General features: G+C 74.0%; 20 protein-coding genes. 15 read left to right on the top strand and 5 right to left on the bottom strand.

The features are described 5' to 3' along the window. Position 1: 1 nt before the first annotated feature. A complete protein-coding gene (locus tag OG823_RS14105; protein WP_371479866.1) occupies positions 2-1339 on the bottom strand; it encodes a VWA domain-containing protein in 1338 nt (445 codons plus the stop codon). Between the two features lie 110 nt (positions 1340-1449). On the opposite strand from OG823_RS14105, the gene OG823_RS14100 reads away from it, so the two are divergent. From OG823_RS14100 to OG823_RS14080, 5 genes are all read left to right on the top strand, one after another. After that, positions 1450-2343: an ATP-binding cassette domain-containing protein gene (locus OG823_RS14100; RefSeq protein WP_371479865.1), complete on the top strand. Its 894-nt coding sequence runs from the start codon at positions 1450-1452 to the stop codon at positions 2341-2343. After that, positions 2340-3011: an ABC transporter gene (locus OG823_RS14095; protein WP_371479864.1), complete on the top strand. Its 672-nt coding sequence runs from the start codon at positions 2340-2342 to the stop codon at positions 3009-3011. The genes OG823_RS14100 and OG823_RS14095 overlap by 4 nt, the downstream gene beginning before the upstream one ends. A gap of 263 nt (positions 3012-3274) precedes the next feature. Then, positions 3275-3781 carry a DUF1269 domain-containing protein gene (locus OG823_RS14090; protein WP_371479863.1) on the top strand — a complete coding sequence of 169 codons (507 nt, stop codon included), beginning with the start codon at positions 3275-3277 and terminating at the stop codon, positions 3779-3781. 94 nt (positions 3782-3875) lie between these two features. After that, the gene (locus OG823_RS14085; protein WP_371479862.1) at positions 3876-5228 is read left to right on the top strand and encodes an FtsW/RodA/SpoVE family cell cycle protein; all 1353 of its coding nucleotides are present in this window, start codon (positions 3876-3878) and stop codon (positions 5226-5228) included. Next, positions 5228-6739: a penicillin-binding transpeptidase domain-containing protein gene (locus tag OG823_RS14080; protein WP_371479861.1), complete on the top strand. Its 1512-nt coding sequence runs from the start codon at positions 5228-5230 to the stop codon at positions 6737-6739. The genes OG823_RS14085 and OG823_RS14080 overlap by 1 nt, the downstream gene beginning before the upstream one ends. A 35-nt stretch (positions 6740-6774) precedes the next feature. Here the strand turns inward: OG823_RS14080 and OG823_RS14075 are convergent, their stop codons facing one another. Continuing rightward, a complete protein-coding gene (locus tag OG823_RS14075) occupies positions 6775-7722 on the bottom strand; it encodes a threonine/serine dehydratase (protein WP_371479860.1) in 948 nt (315 codons plus the stop codon). Positions 7723-7993: 271 nt separating this feature from the next. On the opposite strand from OG823_RS14075, the gene OG823_RS14070 reads away from it, so the two are divergent. Together OG823_RS14070 and OG823_RS14065 are read left to right on the top strand one after the other, a co-directional pair. Next, a complete protein-coding gene (locus tag OG823_RS14070; RefSeq protein ID WP_371479859.1) occupies positions 7994-9481 on the top strand; it encodes an APC family permease in 1488 nt (495 codons plus the stop codon). 181 nt (positions 9482-9662) lie between these two features. Further along, positions 9663-11096 carry a glycosyltransferase 87 family protein gene (locus OG823_RS14065; protein ID WP_371479858.1) on the top strand — a complete coding sequence of 478 codons (1434 nt, stop codon included), beginning with the start codon at positions 9663-9665 and terminating at the stop codon, positions 11094-11096. A gap of 63 nt (positions 11097-11159) precedes the next feature. Here the strand turns inward: OG823_RS14065 and OG823_RS14060 are convergent, their stop codons facing one another. Together OG823_RS14060 and OG823_RS14055 are read right to left on the bottom strand one after the other, a co-directional pair. After that, the gene (locus OG823_RS14060; RefSeq protein WP_371479857.1) at positions 11160-12890 is read right to left on the bottom strand and encodes a penicillin-binding transpeptidase domain-containing protein; all 1731 of its coding nucleotides are present in this window, start codon (positions 12888-12890) and stop codon (positions 11160-11162) included. 165 nt (positions 12891-13055) lie between these two features. Beyond that, entirely contained in the window at positions 13056-14822 is a 1767-nt protein-coding gene (locus tag OG823_RS14055) for a dolichyl-phosphate-mannose--protein mannosyltransferase (RefSeq protein WP_371484470.1), read from the bottom strand. Between the two features lie 317 nt (positions 14823-15139). Between OG823_RS14055 and rsmI the strand changes: the two genes are divergently transcribed. The 7 genes from rsmI (at position 15140) to OG823_RS14020 (ending at position 23139) form a co-directional block, all read left to right on the top strand. Continuing rightward, complete coding sequence (gene rsmI, locus OG823_RS14050) at positions 15140-16006, top strand: 16S rRNA (cytidine(1402)-2'-O)-methyltransferase (protein ID WP_371479856.1); 867 nt, start codon at positions 15140-15142, stop codon at positions 16004-16006. Between the two features lie 214 nt (positions 16007-16220). Then, on the top strand, positions 16221-16652 hold the full coding sequence (locus OG823_RS14045) for a hypothetical protein (RefSeq protein WP_371479855.1): 432 nt from the start codon (positions 16221-16223) through the stop codon (positions 16650-16652). Positions 16653-16836: 184 nt separating this feature from the next. Then, positions 16837-18456, top strand: coding sequence for a methionine--tRNA ligase (gene metG, locus OG823_RS14040; RefSeq protein ID WP_371479854.1), 1620 nt, complete (start codon positions 16837-16839; stop codon positions 18454-18456). Further along, the gene (locus OG823_RS14035) at positions 18456-19334 is read left to right on the top strand and encodes a TatD family hydrolase (RefSeq protein ID WP_371479853.1); all 879 of its coding nucleotides are present in this window, start codon (positions 18456-18458) and stop codon (positions 19332-19334) included. The genes metG and OG823_RS14035 overlap by 1 nt, the downstream gene beginning before the upstream one ends. Positions 19335-19433: 99 nt before the next feature. After that, positions 19434-20315 (top strand): 16S rRNA (adenine(1518)-N(6)/adenine(1519)-N(6))-dimethyltransferase RsmA, encoded by an 882-nt coding sequence (rsmA, locus tag OG823_RS14030; RefSeq protein ID WP_371479852.1) that lies wholly within the window; start codon positions 19434-19436, stop codon positions 20313-20315. 2 nt (positions 20316-20317) lie between these two features. Beyond that, complete coding sequence (locus tag OG823_RS14025; protein WP_371479851.1) at positions 20318-21244, top strand: 4-(cytidine 5'-diphospho)-2-C-methyl-D-erythritol kinase; 927 nt, start codon at positions 20318-20320, stop codon at positions 21242-21244. 101 nt (positions 21245-21345) lie between these two features. After that, positions 21346-23139, top strand: coding sequence for an ABC-F family ATP-binding cassette domain-containing protein (locus OG823_RS14020; RefSeq protein ID WP_371479850.1), 1794 nt, complete (start codon positions 21346-21348; stop codon positions 23137-23139). Between the two features lie 66 nt (positions 23140-23205). On the opposite strand, the gene OG823_RS14015 is transcribed toward OG823_RS14020, so the two are convergent. After that, positions 23206-25164, bottom strand: coding sequence for an FUSC family protein (locus OG823_RS14015; RefSeq protein ID WP_371479849.1), 1959 nt, complete (start codon positions 25162-25164; stop codon positions 23206-23208). Between the two features lie 599 nt (positions 25165-25763). Between OG823_RS14015 and OG823_RS14010 the strand changes: the two genes are divergently transcribed. Beyond that, the gene (locus OG823_RS14010) at positions 25764-26417 is read left to right on the top strand and encodes a hypothetical protein (protein ID WP_371479848.1); all 654 of its coding nucleotides are present in this window, start codon (positions 25764-25766) and stop codon (positions 26415-26417) included. Positions 26418-26421 lie beyond the last annotated feature (4 nt).

Genomic DNA, 26421 nt, shown 5'->3' with positions numbered 1-26421 from the left:
GTCAGTTCTCCCGCCAGACAGCGATACGCCAGCGCGCGATCCAGCCGAAGACCAGACCGGTCAGCAGGCCGGCCAGGGTCAGTACGAGCAGCAGGATCCAGCCGTGCCCCAGGCCCATGGCGAGCCCGTTCGGCGCCGGGGAGGCCGCGGCCAGGTCGACCGTGAGCTCCAGCGGCAGACCGGGCTCGGCCTGGACACCCGCCTGCGGGGCCAGCGAGTTGCTGACGACCAGGCAGACGTCCTGAACCGCGCCGGCGCCGGGCGACGCCGAGGCGGTCGCCGAGGCGCTCGGGGAGGCGGAGGACAGCGAGGACGACCAGCGCAGGCCGGTCGAGGCCACGTCGGTGCGGCCGCTGCCCGCGTCGGTGCCCCGGACGAGCTCCTGCCCGGCGGTGCTGGTCGCCTGCAGCAGCACCCCGTAGTCGCGGGCCACCGCCCGGTCGACCGAGACGCTCACCGAGGCCCGCAGCTCCTGGCCGGCCTTGACCGGCACCCGGTAGACCCGGTGCTCGGAGAACTTCTCCCGGTCGCTGTAGACGCCGGGCGTCAGGACGGGCGCGGTCGCGCAGGTGTCGGCTCCGGCCGTCTTGGTCGGCGTCACCGTGTAGGTGTCGTTCGACCGGTCGACCAGCTGCTTCACCTTCTCGGTGAGCTGGGCCTGGGTTCGGACGTCGGTGTAGGTTCCGCCGGTCGCGTTGGCGATGCAGAGCAGCTGCTGGCGGGTCTTGTCGTCGTGCGCCAGGCCGAGCGTGTCGACGACCAGGTGGATGCCCTGGGCGGCGAGTTCGCGGGCCACGTCGCACGGGTCCGGCGGGGCGCAGGAGTCCTCGCCGTCGGTGATCAGCACCACCCGACGGGTGGTCTCACCCTTGCCGAGGTCCTGGGCGGCGCCGCGCAGGGCCAGGCCGATCGGGGTCCATCCGGTGGGGCGCAGGGTGGCCACCGCGGTCTTGGCCTCGACCTTGTCGGTCCGGCCCACCGGGTAGAGCTGCTGGGTGTCCAGGCAGCCCTGCGCCTTGTCGTTGCCGGGGTAGGTCGCGCCGAGGGTGCGGATGCCGAACTCGGTCTCCGCGGGCAGCGCGTCGATCACCTCGTTCAGCGACTGCTGGGCCACCGAGATCCGGCTTCTGCCCTCGATGTCGGCGGCCCGCATCGAGCCGCTGACGTCGAGGACGAGGTCGACCCTGGGGGCCTCCCCGGTGGTCTTGGCGGGGGCGGTGGCGCCGCCTGATGGTTCGTCGGCATGGGCGGGAAGGCCGCTGAGCAGCGCACCGCCCGCTATCGCGAGGGCGGCCAGCAGGCTGCCGAGCCTGGCCGTCGGTCGTCGGTCGGTAGTCACCCGGGGAATCCTAGGGATCATCAGTTCGCGGTGGCGAACGCGGGGCCGCCCCTGTGGCCCGCCGGGAGGCGGGGCGAACTACTGTGCCGGACAAGGGAAGGGAGAGCCGGATGGGGCTGAGCGGTGTCGGCAAGCGCTACGGCCGCGGTGGCCGCTGGGTGCTGCGGGACGTGGACCTGGAACTGGCGCCCGGGGACCTGGTCCGGATCGAGGGCGCGAACGGCAGCGGCAAGTCCACGCTGCTGAAGCTGGTCGCGGGGATCGAGCGGCCGAGCACGGGCCGGATCGCGGTGCCGGGCCGCCGGGCGTACGTGCCCGAGCGGTTCCCGCCCGCGCTGCCCTTCGACGCGGCCGGCTACCTGCTGCGCCTGGGCCGCGTGCACGGGCTGTCGGCGGCCGAGGCACGCCGCCGGTCCGGGCAGTGGCTGGAGCGCTTCGGCATCGCCGACCGGGCCGGCACCCCGCTGAGCCGGCTCTCCAAGGGCACCTGCCAGAAGGTCGCGGTCGTCCAGGCCCTGATCGCCGAGGCGGACGTCCTCCTGCTGGACGAGGCCTGGACCGGCCTGGACGTCGCGGCCCGGACGGTGCTGGACGAGGCGGCCGCCGACCACGCGGCCCGGGGCGCGGTCGTCCTGTTCGTCGACCACGACCCCGCCCGGCTCGACGGCCGGGCCACCGCCGGATACCGGGTGGGCGGGGACGGCGCGCTGCGGGCGGCGCCCGCCCGGCCCGTCCCCGGCCCCGCCGAGGCACCGGTGGAGATCGAGCTGGACGCCCCGGGCGGCCCGCTGCCGGCCCGGCTGCCGGGTGATCCCGCCCGGACGGCGCTGGGCGGTACGGCGGTGCGGCTCGCCGTCGCCTCCCGGCACTCGGACGCGCTGCTGCGCGCGCTGCTCGCCGCGCGTCCGGACGTCCGGATCCTGGCCCTGGGCCGCTCGCAGACGCCCGGCCCCGGAGGCCGGCCGACGTCCGCGGCCCCGCTCGGGACGGAGGCCGCCCCGTGACGGCACTGACCCGCTATCAGCTGGAGCTGCTGCTGCGTTCGTGGGGCTGGCTGCCGCCGTTCCTGGCGTACGTACTGCTGATGGTGGTCGGGGTGAGCGCCGGTGATCCGCTGCTCGGCGCCCTCGGGTACGGCGCACCCGTGCTGCTGCCGGTCACCGCCTGGTACACGCGCTGCGCGCTGACGGCGGAGCCGCCGGCCGCGCGGGCCTGCCGGGTGGCGCCGGCCGGCGCGGCGCGGGTGCAGCTGGCCTCGCTGCTGGCGGCGCTGACGGCCGGCCTGCTGTCGGCCGTCGCCGGCCTCGCGGTGCTGTGGCCGCTCTGCGGACCGGTCGCCGACCCCGGGGCGCCGGCGGCGCCGTTGGCGGGGGCGCTGTCGGCCGGGCTGCTCGCCTCGGTGGTCTGCGTCCTGCTGGGACTGGCGGTCGGGGCGCTCTGCAACCGGCCGGTCCTGCCGCGCGCGCAGTACGGCCTCCCGCTGGCCCTGGCCGGTGCGGTGCTCGCGCTGGTGGCGTCCGGCTCGCCGGCGAACGCGGCCGTCCGGGCGCTGGTGGCGGCGGCCCGGTCGGGGCGGGTGGACCGGCCGTGGACGGCACTGCTCGAAGCGCTCGCCCTGACGGCACTGGTGGCGGCCGGGACGGCCTGGGCGGCGGGACGGCGCCCGGACTGACCGTCCGTGGCCGGGGGTCCGGACCACGCGTCGCCGACCCGGCCCGGCGACCCCGGTGACCCCGGTGGCCCCGGTGACCCTGGCGATCCCGGCGATCCCGGCGACCCCGGTGACCCTGGCGATCCCGGCAAAATCGGACACACCGGTACCAAAGGAAATAAATATGGCTAATTCTCGCTAGGGTGGCGCCCAGGGCGAGGGACGCCGCCGCACCGGTGCCCCGCCCCCAGCCGTTACGCACCACGAGTGGGAAGGACCACCCCGTGAGCAACCTGTTCGCGATCGCCTATCCGGACGTCGCCACCGCGCAGACGGTTCGCAGCGAAGTCCTCGCCCTGCAGAAGCAGAAGCTGATCAACCTCGAGGACGTGGTCGTCGTCGAGCGCCGCGAGGACGGCAAGATCAAGATGCACCAGGCGGTGAGCACCACGGGTGCGGGCGCCGCCTCGGGGGCGCTCTGGGGAGGGGTCATCGGCCTGCTCTTCTTCATGCCCTTCCTCGGCGCGGCGGTCGGCGGCGCCACCGGGGCGGCCGTGGGCGCGTCCACCGACGTGGGCGTGGACGACTCCTTCATGCGCCAGGTCGGCCAGAAGCTGCAGCCCGGCACCGCCGCGCTGTTCCTGCTGGTCCGCGACGCGACGGCGGACAAGGTCGTCCCGGCGCTGGCCCGGTACGGCGGCGAGATCATCCAGACCTCGCTGTCCGACGACGCCGAGGAGCACCTGCGCGAGACCGTCAAGGCGGCCCAGAGCCACACCGCCTCGGTCTGAGGCCCGCCCGGGGGCGGACGGGCCGCCGGCCCGCCCGCCCCCGGTGCGCGTACCGCCCGACCCCGAACCCGACGAGCCCCCGACAGGACGGTCCGTGGCGACCCCATCCGCCGTCGCGAGGCCGGCCCCCCGGCGCAGGCCGGTGCGGACCCGCCGCAACACCGAACTCGCCCTGGTGCTGGCCGCCGTCCTGGTCGCCGTCCTCGGCTACATCGAGGTCGGCGTCAACATGGACGGCACGGTGCCGTCCGGCGCCGGCGGCTACGGCGCCGCGCTGGGCGTTCTCGCGCTGCTGGCGCACGGGGTGGTCCGCTGGAAGGCGCCCTACGCGGACCCGCTGCTGCTGCCCATCGCGATCCTGCTCAACGGCGTCGGACTCGTCGTCATCTACCGCCTGGACCGGGCGAACACCCGCAGCGAGGCCGCCCCCACCCAGTTGCTCTGGTCCACCCTGGGCGTCGCCCTGTTCATCGCGGTGGTGCTGTTCCTGCGCGACCACAAGCGGCTGCAGCGCTACGCGTACATCGGCGCGCTGGTCGCACTGGTGCTGTTGGCGCTGCCGGTGCTCTTCCCGCCGGTGTACGGCTCCCGGATCTGGATCACCATCGGGCCGCTGTCCTTCCAGCCGGGCGAGTTCGCCAAGATCCTGCTGGCGGTCTTCTTCGCCGCGTACCTGGCGGTGCACCGCGACGCGCTCGCCCTGACCGGCCGCCGGATCTGGAGGGTCCGGCTGCCGGTCGGGCGGGTGCTGGCGCCGGTGCTGCTGATCTGGGCGGCCTTCGTCGGCGTCCTGGTGCTGGAGACCGACCTCGGCACCTCGCTGCTCTTCTTCGGCCTCTTCGTGGTGATGCTGTACGTGGCCACCGCCCGCAGCGGCTGGATCGCCATCGGCCTGCTGCTGGCCGCGGTCGGCGCGGTGGGCGTGGGCTGGCTCTCCCCGCACGTGCACGGCCGGGTCACCGACTGGCTCGACCCGCTCGGGTCGATCGCGGCCGGCCGGGGTGCCAACCAGATCGCCCAGTCGCTGTTCGCCTTCGCCTGGGGCGGCCTGCTCGGTACGGGGCTGGGCAACGGCCACTCCATCCTGATCGGCTTCGCCGCCAAGTCGGACTTCATCCTCGCCACCATCGGCGAGGAGCTGGGCCTGACCGGCCTGATCGCCCTGTTCCTGCTGTACGCGCTGCTGGTCTCGCGGGGCTTTCGGACCGGCATCGCACTCACCGACCCGTTCGGGCGGCTGCTGGCGATCGGGCTGGCCGCCATCGTCGGGATCCAGGTCTTCGTGGTGGCCGGCGGCGTGCTCGACCTGATCCCGTTGACCGGCATGACGCTGCCGTTCATCGCCCAGGGCGGCTCCTCGGTGGTGACCAACTGGGTCATCGTCGCGCTGCTGGTGCGGATGAGCGACGTCGCCCGGCGCCCGCTTCCGGTTCCGGAGGAGTCCTGATGGCCCGCGGCGGCCGCACCGCGCCCCCGGCGGGAGCCCCGCAGGGCGCGGCGGGCATCTCCACCACCGGCCGCCGGGCCGGCACCATCCTGCTGATCGTCGCGCTCGCGGCCCAGGCCACCCGGGTGCAGGTCTTCCAGGCCGACCGCCTCAACCACAACGCCGCCAACCAGCGCCTCACCATCGAGCGCTACAGCCAGCCGCGCGGCAACATCCTGGTCGGCGCCGAGACCGTCACCGGCTCCGCGCCCACCGGCGGACGCTACGACTACGAGCGCACCTACACCGACGGCCCGCTGTACGCACCCGTGACCGGCTACTCCTCGCAGACCTACGGCAACACCCAGCTGGAGGGCACCGAGGACGACGTCCTGTCCGGCACCGACCCCCGACTGGCCGGCTGGGCCCTGTGGGACGCGATCGCCCGCAAGCAGAGCCCCGGCGGCGACGTCTACACCACCATCGACCGGGCCGCCCAGCAGGCCGCGATGAAGGGTCTCGGCAACCAGAAGGGCGCCGTCGCCGCGATCGAGCCCGCCACCGGCCGGATCCTCGCGCTGGCCAGCACCCCCTCGTACGACCCGGGCTCCTTCGCCGGCAGCGCCACCGCCGACCAGCAGGCCTGGGACAAGCTCCGGGCCGACACCAACCAGCCGCTGCTGAACCGGGCGCTGCGCCAGATCTACCCGCCCGGCTCGACCTTCAAGGTGGTCACCGCCGCCGCGTCGCTGGCCGAGGGCGTCGTCACCGACATCGGCGCGCCGACCGGCGCTCCGTATCCGTACATCATGCCGGGGACGACGACGCCGCTGGTCAACGACACCTCGGCGTGCAACCGGGCGGGCCTGTCACTGGACGCCGCGATGGTCTACTCCTGCAACAGCGTGCTCGGCTACCTCGGCGTGCAGGTGGGGCTGGAGAAGATGGTCTCGACGGCCGAGGCCTTCGGCTTCAACGACGCCAAGCTGGACATCCCCGTCCGGGCGGCGCGCTCCAACTTCGACACCGCGATGAACCCGTCCCAGGTCGCGCTCTCCTCGATCGGCCAGTTCGACACCGCCGCCACCCCGCTGGTGATGGCGATGGTGGCGGCGGGCGTCGCCAACGGCGGCACGGTGATGTATCCACAGCTCGTGGACAGACTGACCCGGAGCGACGGCACGTCCGTCCAGGTCATGCACCCGGCCACCTACGGACAGGCCGTCAGTCCCCAGGTCGCCGCCCAGGTGCGGCAGCTGATGACGGACGTGGTCGAGAAGGGCACCGGCACCAACGCGCGGATCCGCGGCGCCACCGTGGGCGGCAAGACCGGGACCGCCCAGCAGGGCGTCGACAACACGGGCACCCCGTACGCCTGGTTCATCTCCTGGGCCGCGCCGGCCGGCTCCACCGGGGTGCCGCCGGTCGCGGTGGCCGTGGTGATCGCGGACAGCAACGCCACCGACGTCACCGGCGGCGGCCTGGCCGCCCCGATCGCCCGCTCGGTGATGCAGGCGGTGCTGGGCGGCTGACCCGGTGACCGGAGCGGGGCCCGGCGGCCGGACGGCTATGCCAGCGTGGCCGGGTCGGTGTTGGCGCCGCACAGGACGACGGCGACCCGCTCACCCGGCTCCGGGCGGTAGACGCCGGCGCGCAGAGCGGCCAGCGCCGTCGCCGCGCCGTGCTCGACGGCCAGGCGGTGCTCGTCCCACAGGTGCCGCCGGGCCCCGGTGATCGCCTCGTCGGCGACCAGCACCGAGCGGGCGCCGGCCCGCCGGGCCCAGTGCACGGCCATCTCCGAGGTGCGCCGGGCGCCCAGCGAGTCGGCGGCCACGGAGTCCACCGGGACGTCGACGGGCTCGCCGGCCTCGATGCCGGCGTTCAGCGCGCGGCACCGCTGCGGCTCGACGGCGACCACCCGCACACCGTGGTGCTCGGCGGCCACGGCGATGCCGGTGAACAGGCCGCCGCCGCCCACCGCGACGACCACGGTGTCCAGGCCGGGGACGGCGGCGAGGATCTCGGGCAGCAGGGTGCCCGCCCCGGCGGCGATGTACGGGTCGTCGTAGGCGTGCGAGGCCAGCGCGCCGCTCTCGGCGGCGAACAGCCGGGACGCGGCCAGGGCGTCCGCGTACTCCCGCCCCACCAGCCGGACGTCGGCGTCCAGGGCGCGCAGCCGCGCGACCTTCACCGGCGGCGCGGTGACCGGTACGAAGACGGTGGCCCGCACGCCCTGGGCGCGGGCGGCCCAGGCGCAGGCCAGGCCGGCGTTGCCGCCGGAGGCGATCACCACGCCGGCCGCCGGCAGCGAACCGCGCTCGCGGTGCGCGGCGACGAAGTTCGCCGCGCCGCGGTCCTTGAAGCTGCCGCTGTGCTGCAGGAAGTCGAGGGCGAAGTACAGGTCGCCGCCGCCGGGCGCCACCGGGCCGACGGCGACCACGGGCGCGGTGCGGGTGACGCCGTCGATCCGCCCGGCGGCGGCCTTGACGTCGTCGTACGTGGGAAGGGTGCTCACTCGGGTCAGCTCCAGGAGGTCGGGGCGGCGGACAAGGGCGCCTGGACCCTCACCCCCCGGCACGACCCTACGCCGTCGGGCGGAGTGTCCGGTTTGCGCGGACGGGTTCGACCATTCGTCCAAGGCGGGGCGCCGGACTGTTCCGTTGCGACACTGGTGCATTCGCGGGGTACTGTCCCATCTTTGTCCGGTTGGTACCCGATGGCACTCCGCGGCCCGTCGGGTGACCGGCCGCCAGGACACCCTCACCCCGCCCAGAAGGATCCGCGCCTTGACCAGCAACACCACCCTCGGCGAACGCCTGCTCAGACGTAAACCCGTCGCCACCCTGATCGCCGAGAGCGAGGGCCGGGACGTCCCGCCCGCCGGAGCACCCGGGGAGGGCGGGCGGCCCGTCCCCCACCTGAAGCGGTCGATCGGGCTCTGGCAGCTCTCCTCCATCGGCATCGGCGCCACGGTCGGAACGGGCATCTTCTTCGTCCTCAACACGGCGGTGCCCGAGGCGGGTCCGGCGGTGATCCTCTCCTTCGTGATCGCGGCGCTCACCGCGGGCCTCACCGCGCTCTGCTACGCCGAGATGGCCTCCGCGATCCCGGTCTCCGGCTCCTCCTACTCCTACGCCTACGCGACACTCGGGGAGGGCGTGGCGTTCGGCGTCGGCATCTGCCTGCTGATGGAGTACGGCGTCTCGGCCTCCGCGATCGCGGTGAGCTGGGCCGAGTACCTGAACAAGTTCCTCGACCTGGCCTTCGGCGTCCGGATCCCGGCCGCACTGTCGGGCGCGCCGGGCCAGGACGGCGGCTGGTTCAACCTGCCCGCGGTGATCCTGGTCGCGCTGGTCTGCTTCCTCCTGGTGCGCGGGGTCAGCGAGTCGGTCAAGGTCAACGCCGTCATGGTCGGCATCAAGATCTGCATCCTGGTGCTCTTCCTGGCGATCGGCCTCACCGGCTTCCACGCCGGAAACCTGACCCCGTTCATGCCGCTGGGCCTCTCGGGCGTCCAGGTCGCGGCGTCCAGCATCTTCTTCTCGTTCATCGGCCTGGACGCCGTCTCCACCGCCGGCGAGGAGGTCGAGAACCCCCGTCGGACCCTGCCGCTGGCGATCATCATCTCGTTGGTCGTGGTCACCGTGCTGTACATCGGGGTGGCCGTCACCGGCATCGGCGTGCAGCCCTGGCAGAACTTCGACGGCCAGGAGGCCGGGCTCGCCCAGATCCTCCAGGACGTCACCCACCAGAGCTGGCCGGCCATCGTGTTCGCGATCGGCGCGATCGTCTCGATCTTCAGCATCACCCTCGTGGTGATCTACGGCCAGACCCGCATCCTCTACTCCATGGGCCGGGACGGCATGCTGCCCCGCCGGTTCGCCCGGCTCTCCCCGCGCACCGGCACGCCGGTCTGGAACACCCTGGTGGTCGGCGTCGGCGTCAGCATGCTGGCCGCCTTCGTGCCGCTGGACGTCCTGGCCGACATCACCAGCCTGGGCACCCTGATCGCCTTCTCGGTGGTCTCGGTCGGCGTGATCATCCTGCGCCGGACCCAGCCTGACCTGCCCCGCGGTTTCCGGGTGCCGGGCTACCCGCTGGTGCCGCTGCTCAGCGTGGGCTGCTGCGTCTACCTGATCACCGGGCTGCACGCGGACACCTTCCGGGCCGGTGCCGTCGCCCTGGTGGTGGCCGCGGGCGTCTACTTCGGGTACAGCACGAAACACTCCCGGTTGAACCAGGAGCGCGAGCCGGAGCCGGCCGGTACCCCGTGAGCCCGCGCCGAGCGGGCGGGCGGCCCGGGCGGGCCCCCGCGTCGGCGCAGGTCAGACCGAGGCGGCCGGCGGTGGACGGCGCAGGCGGCCCCGACGGCTCCACGAGCGGACCCCGAAGACACCCCGAAGCCGCCACGCGAACACCGGGACAGCGCGCACATCCCGCCCATAACCTTCCCCCATGGTGAGCACCCGCACGCCCGGCCGGCCCCGCACCCGCGGGCGCCTCATCGGCCGCAGCAGCACGCAGGCCCACCCCGCAGCCGTCCCGCACGGCGCGCTCCCGCAGGGGGCGCGCCGGACGCGGCGGCGCTTCGGCGCCGGAACGCGCCCGTTCCCGCGCCAACGCGGCGACGACCCCAGACCGGCGGCGCCAGGCTTCCCCCCGCCCGCCCGGCTGGCCGCGATGCGGTCCGTCCAGCTGCTGGGCTGCGCCGTCGCGGCCGGCTGGGCGGCGGCCTTCCCCCTCGTCTCCGACCTGCCCAACCAACGACTCTGGGGCACCGTGGCGGCCCCCTCCTACCTGCTCGCCGGCCTGCTCTGCGTGGTGCTGCCCCGGCGCCACGCGGCCCGCGCCGCGGCCGCCGTCGGCCTGCTGGGCGCCGTCCTGCTGCCGCTGGCGCTGCTGGCGGTGCACGGCCGCCACCAGTCCGAGGTGATGGTGGTCGAGCGCTCGGCGCACCTGCTGCTCACCACCGGGAGCCCCTACCTGCCGGACCCGGCGGTGGTCACCGACTACAACCCCTACCTGCCGGCGATGGCGCTGTTCGGCCTGCCGCGCTGCCTGCTGGGCTCGAACAGCCCGCTGACCCTGGTGCTCGGCGACGCGCGGATATGGTTCGCCCTCACCTTCCTCGGCTGCCTGCTGGCGTCCTGGCGGCTGCTGCGCCCGAGCCGGGACCGCGCGACGCTCCTGCCGCTGACCGTCCTCACCGCCTCCCCGCTGATCGCGCTGGCCCTGGCGGTCGGCGGCGTCGACCTGCCGCTGATCGGTGTCTGCTGCCTGGCGATGGCGCTGGCCGAGCGGGACCGCACCATCGCCACCGGGCTGGTGCTGGCACTGGCCTGCAGCCTGAAGTGGACGGCCTGGCCGGCGCTGCCGGTCGCCGTCCTGCTGATCTGGCGGCTGTACGGGCGCCGGCCCGCCGCCCGGGCCGCGCTCACGGCGGTCGGCGCGGCGCTGGCGGTCGTCCTGCCGGTCGCGCTGACCCAGGCCTCGGTGCTGCGCGAGCAGGTGGTCCGCTACCCGCTGGGCCTCACCTCGATCCGGACCCCGGCCGGGAGCCCGCTGCCGGGAAAGGTCCTGGCCGGCTTCGGCCCGACCGGGCACACCGTCTCGCTGGTCCTGCTGACGACCGGCGGCGCGGCGGTGGCGATCTGGCTGCTGGCCCGTCCGCCGGCCTCGGCGATCGCCGCCGCCGACCTGCTGGCGGCTGGACTGGCGCTGGCGTTCACGCTGGCCCCGGCCGGTCGCTTCGGCTACCTGGCGCTGCCGGTCGTCCTGGTGATCTGGCCCCGGCTGGCCGCCGGCCGCCGGCGGTCGGCGCTGCCCGAGGCGCAGCGGTGCCTGCTCCGGCAGCCGGGCGGGGAGCGGGGCGTACCGGTGCCGTCCTGAGCCGGCCGGGCGGCGCCGCACGCGGTTCGCGCGCGGCACCGCCCGGGCCGTCGGGCCGGTCGGTCAGCCCGGGTTGCCGACCGCCAGGACGGCGGCGCTGGCCGGGCCGGCCGCGTCCATGCCGTGGCCGCCGCCCTCGACCCGGGCGGCGACCGCCAGGTTGTCGCGGTAGGCGGTGAACCAGCTGTCGGTGGGCGCGCCCGGGGCGCGCTCGGCGGTGCCGGTCTTGCCGCCGATGTCGCCCCGCAGGCCGGCCATCGGCTGCGCGGCGGTACCGGTACGGGCGGTCGCCGCCATCATGGCGCGCAGCTTGGTCAGGGTGTCCGGCGAGAGCTTGCCGGGCGCCTCCACCTGCGGCATGCCCTCGATCAGGATCGGCTGCTTGAACACGCCGCCCTTGACGGTCGCGGCGACCGAGGCCATCGCCAGGGCGTTCATCTGGATCTTGCCCTGGCCGTAGAACTCGTCGGCGGTCTCGTCCGCGTTCTGCCCCGCGCCGGGGATGACCGCGTCGAAGTTGGACAGGCCGGTCTTCCAGACCGTCCCGAAGCCGAAGGCGTTCTTGCCGATCTCGGCGAGGTCGCCGGACTTGAGCTTGGCCTTGCCCTCGATCACGAAGGCGGTGTTGCAGGAGTTCGTGAAGTCGTCCTTGAAGGTGTACTCGGGGTGCGGCTCGTCGAAGTCGTTCTTGATGGTGTGCCCGGCCGTCGTGGTGGCGGGGCAGGGCATCGGCGAGTCGGGGCTGAGGCCGGCCTCCAGCAGCGCCGCCGCGGTGATCACCTTCATCGTGGAGCCGGGCGCGGTGCTGTCCAGGAAGGCGTAGTTGCGCCCGGTCGCCGGGGCGTTGGCGACCGCGAGGATCTTGCCGGTGGTGGGCTCGATGGCGACCAGCGAGGAGGCGCGCGTACCGCCGTGCGACTGCTCCAGGACCGCCTTCTCGGCCGCCGTCTGGAGCGCGCTGTCGATGGTCAGCTTGAGCGGCTTGCCGGGCTTGGGGGCGGTGATGGTGAACAGGTTCTCCGGGCTGCCCTTGCCGGAGTCGTTGACGATCACCACGCCGGTGCCGGCGTCGGCCGGATCCCCGGTGGCGTTCTTCTGCAGGCTGGCCACCAGCGGGGCGAGCGAGGCGTAGGTGGCCAGCGACTTGCCGTTGCGGTCGGCCACGTTGGACGGCGGAGCGAAGATCGGCTGCGAGGTGATGGTCTCGCCCTCGGCCAGGTGCGGGTGGATCACGGTCGGCGCCCAGTGCACGGCGGGGGTGTTGTCGCTCATCTTGACCACGCCGAGGAAGCCGTCGTACTTCCAGGCGCTGCTGGTGCCCTCGAACTCCGCCTTGGCGGAGTAGCCCATCAGCACCTGGCCGGCCGGCGCCGGGGTGCCGGTCGCCGTGGCCTCGGCGGTGGGGGAGGCGGTGGTCTTCGGCGCGGCGGTGGACGAGGGGGCGGCCGTGGCCGCGGCGAACGCGGCGGGGGTGGCCGGCCCGCCGGGGGCCAGCGTCAGACCGCTCGGCTTGACCTTGTCCTTGAAGGCCTGCAGCGCGGTGGTCGCGGCCTGCGGGTTGTCGGTCAGTTTGCCGGCCGCCTCCAGGTCGCCGGCGGCCCAGGCGTCCAGGAACGCCTTGGCCCCGCTCGACGCCTGCTCGGCGCTGGGCGGTTCGGCGACCACCGTGCGGGCCTTGGGCGTCTTGTCGTCGGACGAGCCGGGGCCCACGAGGCTGTACGCCCCGTATCCCGCGCCGGCGAGCATCGCGACCGAGACGCCGGTGATGACGCCGATCTTCGCGCCTTTGTGCATGGTGACTGATCCCCCATAGGTCTGGCGGCTGGCGGGCTCCCGGCGGGTGGTCGGAAGCGCGTTCGGGGGACAGCGTAGGCGGGACCGGTCCGTGCGTTCACGAAAGGTGGGGCTCCCGTGACGGTTCCGGTACGCCGGGGCGGCCCCCGCGACGGACGGACGCGCTCAGATCCAGCTGTTGAACCACATCCGGGCACGCCAGTCGTCCATCGGTATCGTCTGCCCTGTATAGAGGGGATAGAAGTACAAAAAGTTCCACACGACGGCCAGAACGAGTGCGCCGGCCCCGGTGGCGCCGACGATCCGGCGGTCCCGGGAGGCCCCCGGGGGCCCGATGATCGCGCCGATCATCAGGGTCACCGCGAGCACCAGGAACGGGACGAAGGCGACCGCGTAGAACAGGAAGATGGTCCGCTGCTGGTAGCCGAACCACGGCAGGTAGCCGGCCGCGAGACCGCAGAGCACCGCCCCGGCCCGCCAGTCCCGCCGCACCGCCCAGAGGTACAGGCAGTACACGAGCGCCACGCAGCCCGCCCACCACAGCAGCGGGGTGCCGATGCCCAGCACCTCGCGGGCGCACTCGTTGACCTTGCAGCCGTTCTGGCCGAGCTTGGGCGACTCGTAGAAGTACGAGACCGGCCGCCCCAGCACCAGCCAGCTCCACGGGTTCGACTGATAGGTGTGCGGGCTGGTCAGGTGGGTGTGGAAGTCGTAGACCGTGGAGTGGTAGTGCCACAGGCTGCGCAGGGCGTCCGGCACCCAGGTCAGGTCGAACCGGAACGGCATCCGCACCTGGCCCAGGCCCGGCAGCGGCACGAACTCGGGGGAGATCCCGGCGCGGTGGGCCGCCCAGTCCCGGCCGTAGCCGCCCTGGCCGGGGACGCTGCTGCTGGCGAACCAGCCGGCCCAGGAGGAGATGTAGACGACCACCGAGGTGACCACGATCGAGCAGAACGCCGGGACGGCGTCGCGCACCAGCGTCCAGAGGTACGGGTGCGCGGCCCCGGCCGCCCGGCGGGAGCCCGCGTCCCACAGCACGGTCAGCAGCCCGAAGGCGAGTGCGACGTACAGGCCGCTCCACTTGGTGGCGCAGGTCAGGCCGACGCAGACACCGGCCGCTATTCGGTACGGGCGCCAGCCCAGGTTCATCCGGCGGGCGGTGACGGCGTCCGGGACGCCGTCCAGGCGGCGGGCGATCAGCGCCCGGGTGCGGTCGCGGTCCAGCAGCAGGAAGCCGAAGGCGGCCAGGATCCAGAACATCACCACCAGGTCCAGCAGGGCGACCCGGCTCATCACGAAGTGCAGGCCGTCGACGGCCAGCAGCAGGCCGGCCACGCAGCCCAGCAGCGTGGAGCGCAGGAGCCGCCGTCCGATCCGGGCGATCATCAGGATCGACAGCGTGCCGAGCAGGGCCACGGCCGCTCGCCAGCCGAAGGGGTTCATCCCGAAGACCTGCTCGCCCAGGCCGATGATCCACTTCCCGGCCGGCGGGTGCACGACGTAGGCCGGGTCGACGCGGTACGGGATGCTCTGCGGCGAGCCCATGATCGCCTCGTTGGCGCCGTCGCCCCAGTTGGTCTCGTAGCCGCCCTGCCAGAGCGCGTACGCGTCCTTGGCGTAGTACGTCTCGTCGAAGATCACCGCGTGCGGGGTGCCCAGCCCGGTGAAGCGCAGCACACCGCCGAACAGCGCCACCGCGAGCGGCCCCAGCCAGCCCGCCCACCGGCACAGCCAGGCCCAGAGCGCGTCCGGCGGGAAGATCCCCAGCCGGTTCAGCACCAGCGGGGGCCCGCCGGTCCCCGGCATCGGCGGCACCAGACGATCGGTGAGCGAGAGCCGCTCGGGCGGCCGGTACCCGTGCCGGGAGAGGACCCGCCGCCAGGCCGGCAGCCGCTCCCGCCCCGGCCCGTCCGGCCCGTCGTCGGGGTCCACGTCCGACCCGTCGTCGAGGCCGTCCCCCGGTTCGTCACCGGGGCCGTCGTCGGGCCCGTCGTCGGGCCGGTCGTCGTGGCCGCGCGGCGCCGGGACGGCGGCGGACGGCCCGGCCGCCCGGCCCGGCACGTCGACGCCGCTCCGCGGGGTGTGGTCCGTACCGCTGAGGCCCGTATCGGTGGGCGCAGTGGCCGCCGTGTCGCCGTTCACCCGCACATCGTAGGGGCGGCGCGCCCGGGGGCGGCCGCTCCCTCCGAAGCTGCCCGGTTCGTCCGAAAAGCCCTTGCCGCGCGGGGCCGCCCGCAATCCCTGGGAGGATGGAGCGCGTGACAGGCGTACTGGTATTGGCAGGCACCCCCATCGGCGACGTCTCGGACGCCCCGCCCCGGCTGGTCGGCGAGCTGGGCACCGCGGACGTGATCGCGGCCGAGGACACCCGGCGGCTGCGCCGGCTCACCCAGGCCCTCGGGGTCACCCCGGCCGGCCGGGTGCTCTCCTACTTCGAGGGCAACGAGGTCGGCCGCACGCCCGAACTGGTGGAGGCGCTGCTCGGCGGCTCCCGCGTGCTGCTGGTCACGGACGCCGGCATGCCCTCGGTCTCCGACCCCGGCTACCGGCTGGTCGCCGCGGCGGTCGAGGCCGGGATCAGGGTGACGGCGGTGCCAGGGCCCTCCGCCGTGCTCACCGCGCTCGCCCTCTCCGGTCTGCCGGTCGACCGGTTCACCTTCGAGGGATTCCTGCCGCGCAAGGCCGGCGACCGCGCCCGCCAGCTCGCCGAGGTCGCGGCCGAGCCCCGCACCATGGTCTTCTTCGAGGCCCCGCACCGGATCGCCGAGGCGCTCACCGCGATGGCCGAGGCCTTCGGCGCCGACCGCCCGGCCGCCGTCTGCCGCGAGCTCACCAAGACCTACGAGGAGGTCAAGCGCGGCCCGATCGGCGAGCTGGCCACCTGGGCGGCCGAGGGCGTGCGGGGGGAGATCACCGTCGTGGTCGCGGGCGCCCCGCCGGCCGGCCCGGCGGATCTCACCCCCGGGGAGCTGGCCCGCCGGGTGGCGGTCCGGGAGGAGGCGGGGGAGCGCCGCAAGGAAGCCATCGCGGCCGTCGCGGCCGAGCTGAAACTGCCCAAGCGGGACGTCTTCGACGCTGTGGTCGCAGCGAAGAACGAGGCCTCCGCGGGCCGCTGAGCACAGAGCGTGCCAGTGGGGCCCCAGGCGCGTACCTTGGAGAAAAGGCCCAGGTAAACGCCCGATGATCTGAAGTTTTCGCCGCGACTTCGTACAGGGATTCCCAACCCCGGTCCAAGTCTCGACAAGGTGGGCATCGGTTGCGGCCAGCAGGGCATTCACCGGTATGAAAGACCCGCCCGGGCGAGCGTCCGGCGGGCGCTGGGAGACCGCGATGAGCGACACAATCGGTACCCCCCTCGGTGGCGGCGCGCCGAGCGGCCTCGGCCTCTCCGGCCGGCCGCCGACCCCGGTCGAGAGCGTCCGGGAGGCCTACTCCTTCGCCTGCCTGAGTTGCGGGTACGGCTGGGAGCAGGCGTACGAGATCGAGCACCACGTCGCCCGGGACGGGCACACCGTGATCGAGTACCACGCCAACGGGGTCCGGGTGCCGTCGCCGCTTCTGCAGCCGAGCTGCCCCGGCTGCGGCGGGCACACGGTGCGGATCATGCGCGCCGGTCGGGTCACCGGCGTGGCGGCGTCCACCCACCACGCCCCCGGGTACTCCTCCTACGCGGAGCCGGCCGGGCCCGCCGCGCCCGGCAAGACGCTGCACGAGTCGCCGCGCGGGCGGCTGGCCGGCTTCCTGGCCTGGCTGAAGGGCTGAAGGGCTGAAGGGCTGAAGGCGGCCGGGGGCTGAAGGGCTGAAGGTGGTCGGGCGGGCCCGCCCGACCGCCGGGCCCGCCGCACCCCCGCCTCCCGGGGCGCCCCCGCACCGTCGGACGCCGCCCGGGACGCCCCGGCGGCATCGGGTCGAGGGCGGCCCCCGCACGCGACTAAGCTTTCCGACCATGGCGGCCACTGCAGACCACAGCAACACCGGGGCCCTGACCCCGGCGTACTACGTTTCCACCCCGATCTACTACGTCAACGATCGCCCGCACCTGGGCCACGCGTACACCACCGTGGCGGGCGACGTCCTCACCCGCTGGCACCGCCAGCGCGGCGAGAAGGTGTGGTACCTGACGGGTACCGACGAGCACGGACAGAAGATCATGCGCACGGCGGACGCCAACGGCGTCACCCCGCAGGAGTGGTGCGACAAGCTGGTCGAGGAGGCGTGGAAGCCGCTCTGGCAGCACCTGAACATCGCCAACGACGACTTCATCCGCACCACCCAGCAGCGCCACACCGACCGGGTCCAGGAGTTCGTCCAGGACCTCTTCGACAAGGGCGAGATCTACAAGGGCGGCTACTCCGGCCCGTACTGCGTCGGCTGCGAGGAGTACAAGCTCCCGGCCGAACTGCTCGACGGCGCCACCCCCGACGAGAAGCTCTGCCCGATCCACAAGAAGCCGGTCGAGTGGCTGGAGGAGGAGAACTACTTCTTCCGCCTCTCCGCCTACGGCCCGAAGCTGCTGGAGTTCTACGCCGAGAACCCCGGCTTCATCGCCCCGGAGTCGGCCCGCAACGAGGTGCTGCGCTTCGTCGAGCAGGGCCTTCAGGACCTCTCGATCTCCCGCTCGACGTTCAACTGGGGCGTCCCGCTGCCCTGGGACGAGAAGCACGTCCTGTACGTGTGGGTCGACGCCCTGCAGAACTACATCACCGCCGCCGGTTACGGCAGCGACCCGGAGCGCTTCGCCGAGCTGTGGCCCGCCTCCGTCCACCTGGTCGGCAAGGACATCCTGCGCTTCCACGCGGTGATCTGGCCCGCGATGCTGATGGCCGCCGGTCTGCCGCTGCCCAAGCGGGTCGTCGCCAACGGCTGGCTGATGGTCGGCGGCGAGAAGATGAGCAAGTCCAACCTCACCGGCATCGCGCCGCAGGACCTCACCTCGCACTTCGGCGTCGACGCCTACCGCTACTACTTCCTGCGGGCGATCCCGTTCGGCACGGACGGCTCGTTCTCCTGGGAGGACTTCTCCGCCCGGTACACCTCCGAGCTGGCCAACGACTTCGGCAACCTCGCCTCGCGGGTGGCCGCCATGGTCGGCAAGTACTTCGAGGGCGCGCTGCCGGCCGCCACCGCCGCCGGCCCCGCCGAGCAGGCCGTCGCGGACGGCCTCACCGCCGCCGTGAAGAGCGCCGACCAGAAGATCGGCGAGGACCTCGACTTCGCCGGCGGCCTCGCCGCGATCTTCGAGTTCGTCAAGCAGGTCAACGGCTACCTCAGCGACCAGGAGCCCTGGAAGGTCGCCAAGGACGACTCGGAGGAGGGCCGGGCGCGCCTGGCGACCATCCTCTACACCGCCGCCGAGTCGCTGCGCGCCACCGCCGTCCTGCTCAACCCGGTCATGCCGGACACCGCCGAGAAGCTCTGGGTGTCGCTCGGCGCCGAGGCCGGCCTCGGCGCGCTCGCCGCGCAGAGCATCGACTCCGCCGCCGACTGGGGCCGGCTGCCCGTCGGCGCCACCGTCACCAAGGGCGAGATCCTGTTCCCCCGCCTGGAAGAGAAGCCCGCAGTCTGATGGCCCGCAAAGACGACGACCGGTCGGTCCCGCCGCCCCCGCCCGCCCCGCTGGCGGTGGCGGTGGCCGACTCGCACACCCACCTGGACATGCAGTCCGGCACCCCGGCGGAAAGCCTCGCGAAGGCCGCCGCCGTCGGGGTCACCACCGTCGTCCAGGTGGGTTGCGACGTGGCCGGCTCGCGCTGGGCGGCGGAGCTCGCCGCCGAGTTCGAGCAGGTCCACGCGGCCGTCGCGCTGCACCCCAACGAGGCACCCCGGATCTTCCTCGGCGACCCGGACGGCTGGTCGGGGCAGCAGCGTCCGGCCGGCGGCGGCGGCGCACTGGACGCCGCGCTCGCCGAGATCGACGCACTCGCCGCCCTGCCGCAGGTCAGGGCGGTCGGCGAGACCGGCCTCGACTACTTCCGCACCGGCCCCGAGGGCGTGGACATCCAGCAGGAGTCCTTCCGTCGCCACATCGAGATCGCCAAGCGGCACGGCAAGGCCCTGGTCATCCACGACCGCGACGCCCACGAGGACGTCATCCGGATCCTGCTGGAGGAGGGCGCCCCTGAGCGCACCGTCTTCCACTGCTACTCCGGCGACGCCGCGATGGCCAGGATCTGCGCCGAGCACGGCTGGTACCTCTCCTTCGCCGGCCCGGTCACCTTCAAGGCCAACCAGCCGCTGCGGGACGCCCTGCTCGCCACCCCGCCGGAGCGCGTCCTGGTCGAGACCGACGCGCCGTTCCTCACCCCGCACCCCTACCGCGGCCGCCCGAACGCGCCGTACCTGATCCCGGTCACCCTCCGCTCGATGGCCGCCACGCTGGGCCTGCACGAGGACGAGCTGTCGAAGGCCGTCGCGCAGAACACGGCGCGGGCCTTCGGCTACTGAGCCGCACGGACGAACGGACGGACGGGCGTCCGGTCCGGCGGGACGGACCGCGGGCAGGTCCCGAACTCCGGACACCCGACCCGCCCGTATCCTTGGCGGGTGAGCACCACCGACCCCACCCCTGACAGCTTCCTGCTCGGCGCCTCCGACATCCGGGAGCTGGCCGCCGCACTCGGCGTGAAGCCGACCAAGCAGCGCGGGCAGAACTTCGTCATCGACGGCAACACCGTACGGCGGATCGTCCGGGCCGCCGACGTGACGGGCGAGGACGCGGTGGTCGAGGTCGGGCCCGGCCTCGGCTCGCTCACCCTGGCGCTGCTGGAGGTCGCCTCCCACGTCACCGCGGTCGAGATCGACCCCCTGCTCGCCGCGCACCTGCCGACCACCATCGCCGCCCGGCTGCCCGCCCGGGCCAAGGACTTCGACCTGGTGCTCCGCGACGCCATGGACGTCACCGAGCTGCCGGGACCGCCGCCCACCGCACTGGTCGCCAACCTCCCGTACAACGTCGCCGTCCCCGTCCTGCTGCACATGCTGGCGACCTTCCCCAGCATCGAGCGGACCCTGGTCATGGTGCAGTCCGAGGTCGCCGACCGGCTCGCCGCCAAGCCCGGCAACAAGGTCTACGGCGTCCCCTCGGTGAAGGCCAACTGGTACGCCGAGGTGAAGCGATCCGGGGCCATCGGCCGCAACGTCTTCTGGCCCGCGCCGAACGTCGACTCCGGGCTCGTCTCGCTGGTCCGCCGCGACCCGCCGCGGACCACCGCCACCCGCAAGGAGGTGTTCGCGGTCGTCGACGCCGCGTTCGCCCAGCGCCGCAAGACCCTGCGCGCCGCCCTGGCCGGCTGGGCGGGCTCCCCCGCCGCCGCCGAGCAGGCCCTGGCCGACGCCGGGATCGACCACAAGCTGCGCGGCGAGATGCTCACCGTCGAGCAGTTCGCCGCCATCGCCGAGCACAAGCCCGCAGGGGACGCCCAGTGAGTGTGACCGCCCGAGTCCCCGCCAAGGTCAACGTCCAGTTGGGCGTCGGCGGCCTGCGCGGCGACGGGTTCCACGATCTCGCCAACATCTTCTTCGCCGTCGCCCTCGGCGACGAGGTGACCGCCACGGCGGCCGCCCCCGGCGACGGCGTCACCCTCAGCTGCACCGGCCCCGACGCCGACCAGGTCCCGCTGGACGACAGCAACCTCGCCGCCCGCGCCGCCCGGCTGCTCGCCGCCCACCACGGCGTCGCGGCCGACGTCCACCTGCACATCGCCAAGGACATCCCGGTGGCCGGCGGCATGGCCGGCGGCAGCGCCGACGGCGCCGCCGCCCTGGTCGCCTGCGACGCGCTCTGGGCCCTGGACACCCCGCGGGAGACGCTGCTCGCGCTCGCCGCCGAGCTCGGCTCCGACGTGCCGTTCGCCCTGCTCGGCGGCGTCGCCCTCGGGCGCGGACGGGGCGAGATCCTGGAGGCGCTGCCGGTCACCGGCACCTTCCACTGGGTCTTCGCGGTCGCCGACGGCGGACTCTCCACCCCAGCCGTCTTCCGCGAGTGCGACCGCCTGCGCGAGGAGGCCGGCACCGGCTCCGCCGACGCCGACGTGCCCACCCCCGACGCCGACCCGGCCCTGCTCGCCGCCCTCGCCGACGGCGACCCGGCCGCTCTGGCCGCCGCCCTCACCAACGACCTGCAGAGCGCCGCCCTCTCGCTGCGCCCCGCCCTCGCCGCCACCCTGCACGCCGGCGCCGACGCCGGCGCCATCGGCGCCCTGGTCTCCGGCTCCGGCCCCACCTGCGCCTTCCTCACCAAGGACGCCGAAGCGGCCGAGGCCGTCGCCGCCGCCCTCACCGCCTCCGGCACCTGCCGGGCCGCCCGCGCGACGTACGGGCCCGTGCCCGGCGCGGCCGTCCTCGCCGCCGGCTGAACAAGCCGCGGCGGACGCCGGACCGGCGCACGCCCCGGCCCCACTACTCTTGGGAGACCGGGGCATCCCCCGGCCCAGCCGATCCCAGGAGCGCAGCACACGTGGCCGTCAACCTCGCCACCATCGAGTCCGTCACGAAGGTCTACGGCACCCGTGCCCTTCTGGACGGGGTCAGCCTCGGCGTCAGCGAGGGAGACCGCATCGGGGTCGTCGGCCGCAACGGTGACGGCAAGACCACCCTCATCCGGATGCTGGCCAAGCTGGAGGAGCCCGACGGCGGGCGGATCACCCACGCCGGCGGCGTCCAGATGGCCGTCCTCACCCAGCACGACTCGCTCGACCCGGCGGCGACCATCCGGCACGAGGTGATCGCCGACCGCGAGGACCACGAGTGGCTCGGCGACTCCCGGATCCGCGACATCATCGAAGGCCTCTTCGGCGGCCTCGACCTGCCCGGCTTCGGCCAGGGCCTGGACACCGTCATCGGCCCGCTCTCCGGCGGCGAGCGCCGCCGCATCGCGCTCGCCAAGCTGCTGCTCGGCGAGCCCGACCTGATCGTGCTGGACGAGCCCACCAACCACCTCGACGTCGAGGGCATCGCCTGGCTCGCCAAGCACCTGCAGAACCGCCGCTCCGCCCTCGTCTGCGTCACCCACGACCGGTGGTTCCTCGACCAGGTCTCCACCCGGATGTGGGACGTCCAGCACGGCGAGGTGCACGAGTACGAGGGCGGCTACTCCGACTACGTCTTCGCCCGCGCCGAGCGCTCCCGGATCGAGGCCACCGAGGAGTCCAAGCGGCAGAACCTCGCCCGCAAGGAGCTCGCCTGGCTGCGCCGGGGCGCCCCCGCCCGGACCTCCAAGCCGCGCTACCGGATCGAGGCCGCCAACGCCCTGATCGCCGACGTCCCCGACCCCCGCGACAAGAGCGAACTGATGAAGTTCGCCAACGCCCGCCTGGGCCGGACCGTCTTCGAGCTGGAGAACGTCACCGTCAAGGCCGGCCCCAAGCTGCTGCTGGAGAACCTCACCTGGAACCTCGGCCCCGGCGAGCGGATCGGCCTGCTCGGCGTCAACGGCGCGGGCAAGACCTCCCTGCTGCGCGCCATGCGCGACGCGTACGCCTCCGAGGGCGACGTCCAGCCCGCCTCGGGCGTGATCAAGGTCGGCAAGACCGTCCGCCTCGCCTACCTCTCCCAGGAGGTCGCCGAGCTCGACCCGGCGATGCGGGTGCTGCAGGCCGTCGAGCAGATCCGCAGCCGGGTCGACCTCGGCAAGGGCCGGGAGATGAGCGCCGGCCAGCTCTGCGAGCAGTTCGGCTTCGGCAAGGACAAGCAGTGGACGCCCGTCGGCGACATCTCGGGCGGTGAGCGCCGCCGGCTCCAGCTGCTGCGCCTGCTGATGGACGAGCCCAACGTGCTCTTCCTCGACGAGCCCACCAACGACCTGGACATCGAGACCCTCAACCAGCTGGAGGACCTCCTCGACGGCTGGCCCGGCTCGATGGTCGTGATCAGCCACGACCGGTTCTTCATCGAGCGCACCACCGACACCGTGCACGCCATGCTCGGCGACCAGCAGCTGCGGATGCTCCCGAACGGCGTCGACGAGTACCTCGAGCGCCGGGCGAAGATCGCCGCCGCGGCCGCCCCCGCCGCCCCGGGCGGGGCCGTCGCCAGGCCGGCCGGCGACACCCGGGCGGCGAAGAAGGAGCTGCAGCGGATCGAGCGGCAGATCTCCAAGCTCGACCAGCAGGAGGCCAAGCTGCACGCCCAGCTCGCCGAGCACGCCGCCGACTTCGCCAAGGTCGCGGACCTGGACGCCAAGCTGCGGAGCGTGCGGGAGGAGAAGGAGGAGCTGGAGCTGGCCTGGATGGAGCTGGCCGAGCAGGTCTGAGCCGGTTCCCGAGGCGGCGCCGCCGGTCAGGTTGCCGGGGGGCGCCGGGCGGGTGCGCTCCGGGGGTCAGGAACCGAGCAGCGTCTCCAGTTCGTCCGCCGCCCGGCCCAGCGCGCTGCGCGTCGGGTCGTGCGGCCCGGTGGGGCGCGCCGCCGCCCGGGTCGGCGGGCGGTGCGCCCGGGCCGCCGCGGTCAGACCGTCCAGCGCCCGTCGTACCCGCTCCACCTCGGCCGGGTCCGGCACCCGGCCGCCGTACCGGATCTGCGCGGCGTACGCCGCCACCGCACCGCTGAGCCGCTCCAGCGCGGCGGTCGCGGGCAGCCACTGCTCGGCGAGGCGTCCGGTCGGCGGCGGCTCGGACAGGCCGTTGCGCACCTCCTGGCGGGCCTCGGCCAGCGCGCGGTAGGCCGTCCGGCGCAGCCACACCTGGGCCACCGCCTCCGCCCCGGCGCCGGCGACCGAAGCCAGGTAGGCGTGCAGCGCGGTGGTCGCGTCCACCAGCCGGGGCTCGATCCGGTGCCGGGGCCGCTCGGGCCAGAGCAGATAGCCGAAGAGCAGCACGATCGCACTGGCCAGCACGGTGTCCAGGACCCTGGGCCAGAACTCCGCCGCACCGCTCTGCCCGCCCAGTTGCAGCAGGACGAGCGCCATCGGCGTCATCACCACGGTGTTCAGCCCGTAGTGGGCGGCCGTCGCGTACGGGAGCAGTGCTACGCAGAGCGCGGCGATCAGGGTGAGGGTCCACGGATCGGTGGTCAGCGAGAGGATCGCCGCCGTCACGGCCACGCCCAGCACCGTGCCCACCGAGCGGCTTACCGCCCGCAGGAACACCGACCCGAGATCCGGCTTCAGCACGAACGCCACGGTCATCGGCACCCAGTAGCTCCTGCTGAGCGGCAGCCAGACCGTCGCGGCCTCGGCCACCGCGATGCAGAGCGCCACCCGCAGGCCGTACCGGAGCGAGCCGCGCGAGAGCAGCCGTCCGCGCATCCGCCACGGGTCCGGCGGCGGGGCGGTGGCGGTGGCCAGCATGCTCTCGCGGCCCGCCACGGTGTCGGCCGCCGCGCGCAGCGCCGCGTCCAGGGCCCGGCGGGACGGCGTGTCGGGCTGCCAGTGCGGCACCTCGACCTCGCCGCCGCCGCGCTCCACCGCCCGGGCCAGCAGCCCCGGTACGGCGGCCACCCGCGGCGGCACCGGCCGCCAGGCCCAGAGCAGTCCGGTGGCCGCCTCTGTGGCGGTCAGCCCCGCCTCGTACATCCGCCGCAGGCGCAGCCCGCGCTCGGACTCGCGGGCCCGGGCCGGCGGCAGCAGATCCTGCACCTGGTTGAGCCGGGCCGTCAGCACCTGGCGGGACTTGGCGCCCTGCGGCGTGCCGAGGTCGGTCAGCGTACGCCCGAGCGCGTCGTAGGCGGCGGCCAGCGCCCGGTTGCGCGGGTCGGCGTACGGCCGGCGCCGCCGGGCGAGGTGCGGCAGGCCGAGCACCACCACCAGGGCCGCGCCCGCCAGCATCATCGGCCCGGCCGCCCACCACGGGCGGGCCGTCGGCATGCCGCTGCCGAGGGCCGCCGACACCAGCAGCAGCATCCCGGCGGCGCTGCCGCGCGGGCCGGTCGCGCTGAGCGCCCCGGAGGCGAAGGCGACGGCCGTCAGCACCAGCCCGGCCACCGGCGCGCCGACGCCGTACTCCTGCAGCGAGGCGCCGATCAGCATGCCGAGGGCGGAGCAGAGCAGCGAGCCGGCGATCCGGGGCGCACGCAGCCGGGTCGGTTCGACCCGGTCGTTCATGGTCGCGTGCATCGCGCCGAGGCCGGCGAAGATGCCGAGGTCGAGGCGGTGGAACAGATGCCCGAGCACCAGCGGCACGGCCATCCCGACAGCGGCCCGGAGCATCAGCACGAGCGGGAGCGGCGGCCAGGACGGGCGGGCGGCGCGCGCCCACCAGGCGGAGGAGCGGCGGCGTCCGGCGGGTACCGGAACGGGGAGGGGGTGGTCGTGGGACGGGCTGTCCGGCCGCTCGGCTGACAAGCGATCACGTCCGATCCGCTGCGGCGGCCCGCGCCCCGGGGCACCCGGTGGGGCGCCGCACAGGGAGGGCCGGTGAGGGCGCTGCTGTGCGACATTGCGCGGCAGAAGAGGGCGTACCGGAGGGTGCCGGTCCGGGGCCAGTCTATCGCGACGCGGTGGGTGGGGACGGCGTGACGAGGGCGGGCCCGCCGGCGTCTTCGGAGGCGGGAGGGTGGTGTTTCCGGAGGTGGGAGGCCCGCGTTTCCGGAGGTGGGAGGCCGGCGTTTCCGGAGGTGAGAGGGTGGTTTTTCCGGAGGAGCGAGGGGTGGGTGGAGGCGGGGTGCGGGACGGGCGGGCCGGTTCCGTCACTGCGCCGGGGTGACGGTGCGTCGGTTGTCGGGCCGCGTTCCGGGGGCCTGTACGTGTCAAGTTCGTACCGATCTGGAGCAGGTCCGGGCGGGCCCCTGCCGCGCCGACGCGAGGGGTGGCTACGATTGACCCTGGCGGCGATTGCCTCGGGGTCGGTCGCGTGCCGAGCAAGCATGCAGGAGTTCGTAGTTGATGGTGTGTTGCGGTGCGGCGGCCGGTCGGCCGCCCACGCGGGGGAGAGGTGAATTGCTGTGCCGAGTAACGTCACTGCGGACGGTGGAGCGGCGTCGGTCGACCCGATCGGCTGGGCGGTCGGTGGCGCCGTCGCCATGGCCGCGAAGAACGCCGCCACTCTGGTGGCCACATACGGGGCGAACAGTGTCAAGGTCGAGCTGGACACCCTGATCACGTTCAAGAACCGGGCGGAGGAACTGCTCCACGCCCTGATGACCTCGCCCGCCGCGGAGTCCCAGATGGCTCAGCAGCACCTGCAGCCGGCGAACCTCGGCAGCGGCTTCGCCGAGTCGAACGACCTGATGACCGCCTACAACCGGACGTTCACCGGACTCCAGCAGCTGATCAAGGACCTGGCCACCCAGATCCAGGGCATGGCCGACGCCCTCGGCAAGACCGCCAAGAACTACGGCGGCACCGAGGAGGACCAGACGAGCAGCATCGCGGCGGCCAGCAAGGACGCGGGTTCACTCGTCCAGCAGGCCACTTCGGGCGGGAGCCAGTACACCCAGCCGCCGTACGCCCCGGGCTACCAGCCGGGCGGCGGACCGGCCGGTTCCCAGTTCGCCAGGCCCGTCACCGGGCCCGTCTCCGCGCCGGCGCCCGCTCCGGGACCGTACTCCGCTCCGGCCTCGGGCTCCGGTGCGGGCGGGAACTCGGGGAGCATCTGATGGC

It is taken from the genome of Kitasatospora sp. NBC_00315, from assembly GCF_041435095.1.
GTDB lineage: Bacteria > Actinomycetota > Actinomycetes > Streptomycetales > Streptomycetaceae > Kitasatospora.
The sequence above is the reverse complement of the archived record's forward strand: the minus strand, read 5'-3'. Positions and strand labels throughout refer to the sequence as shown.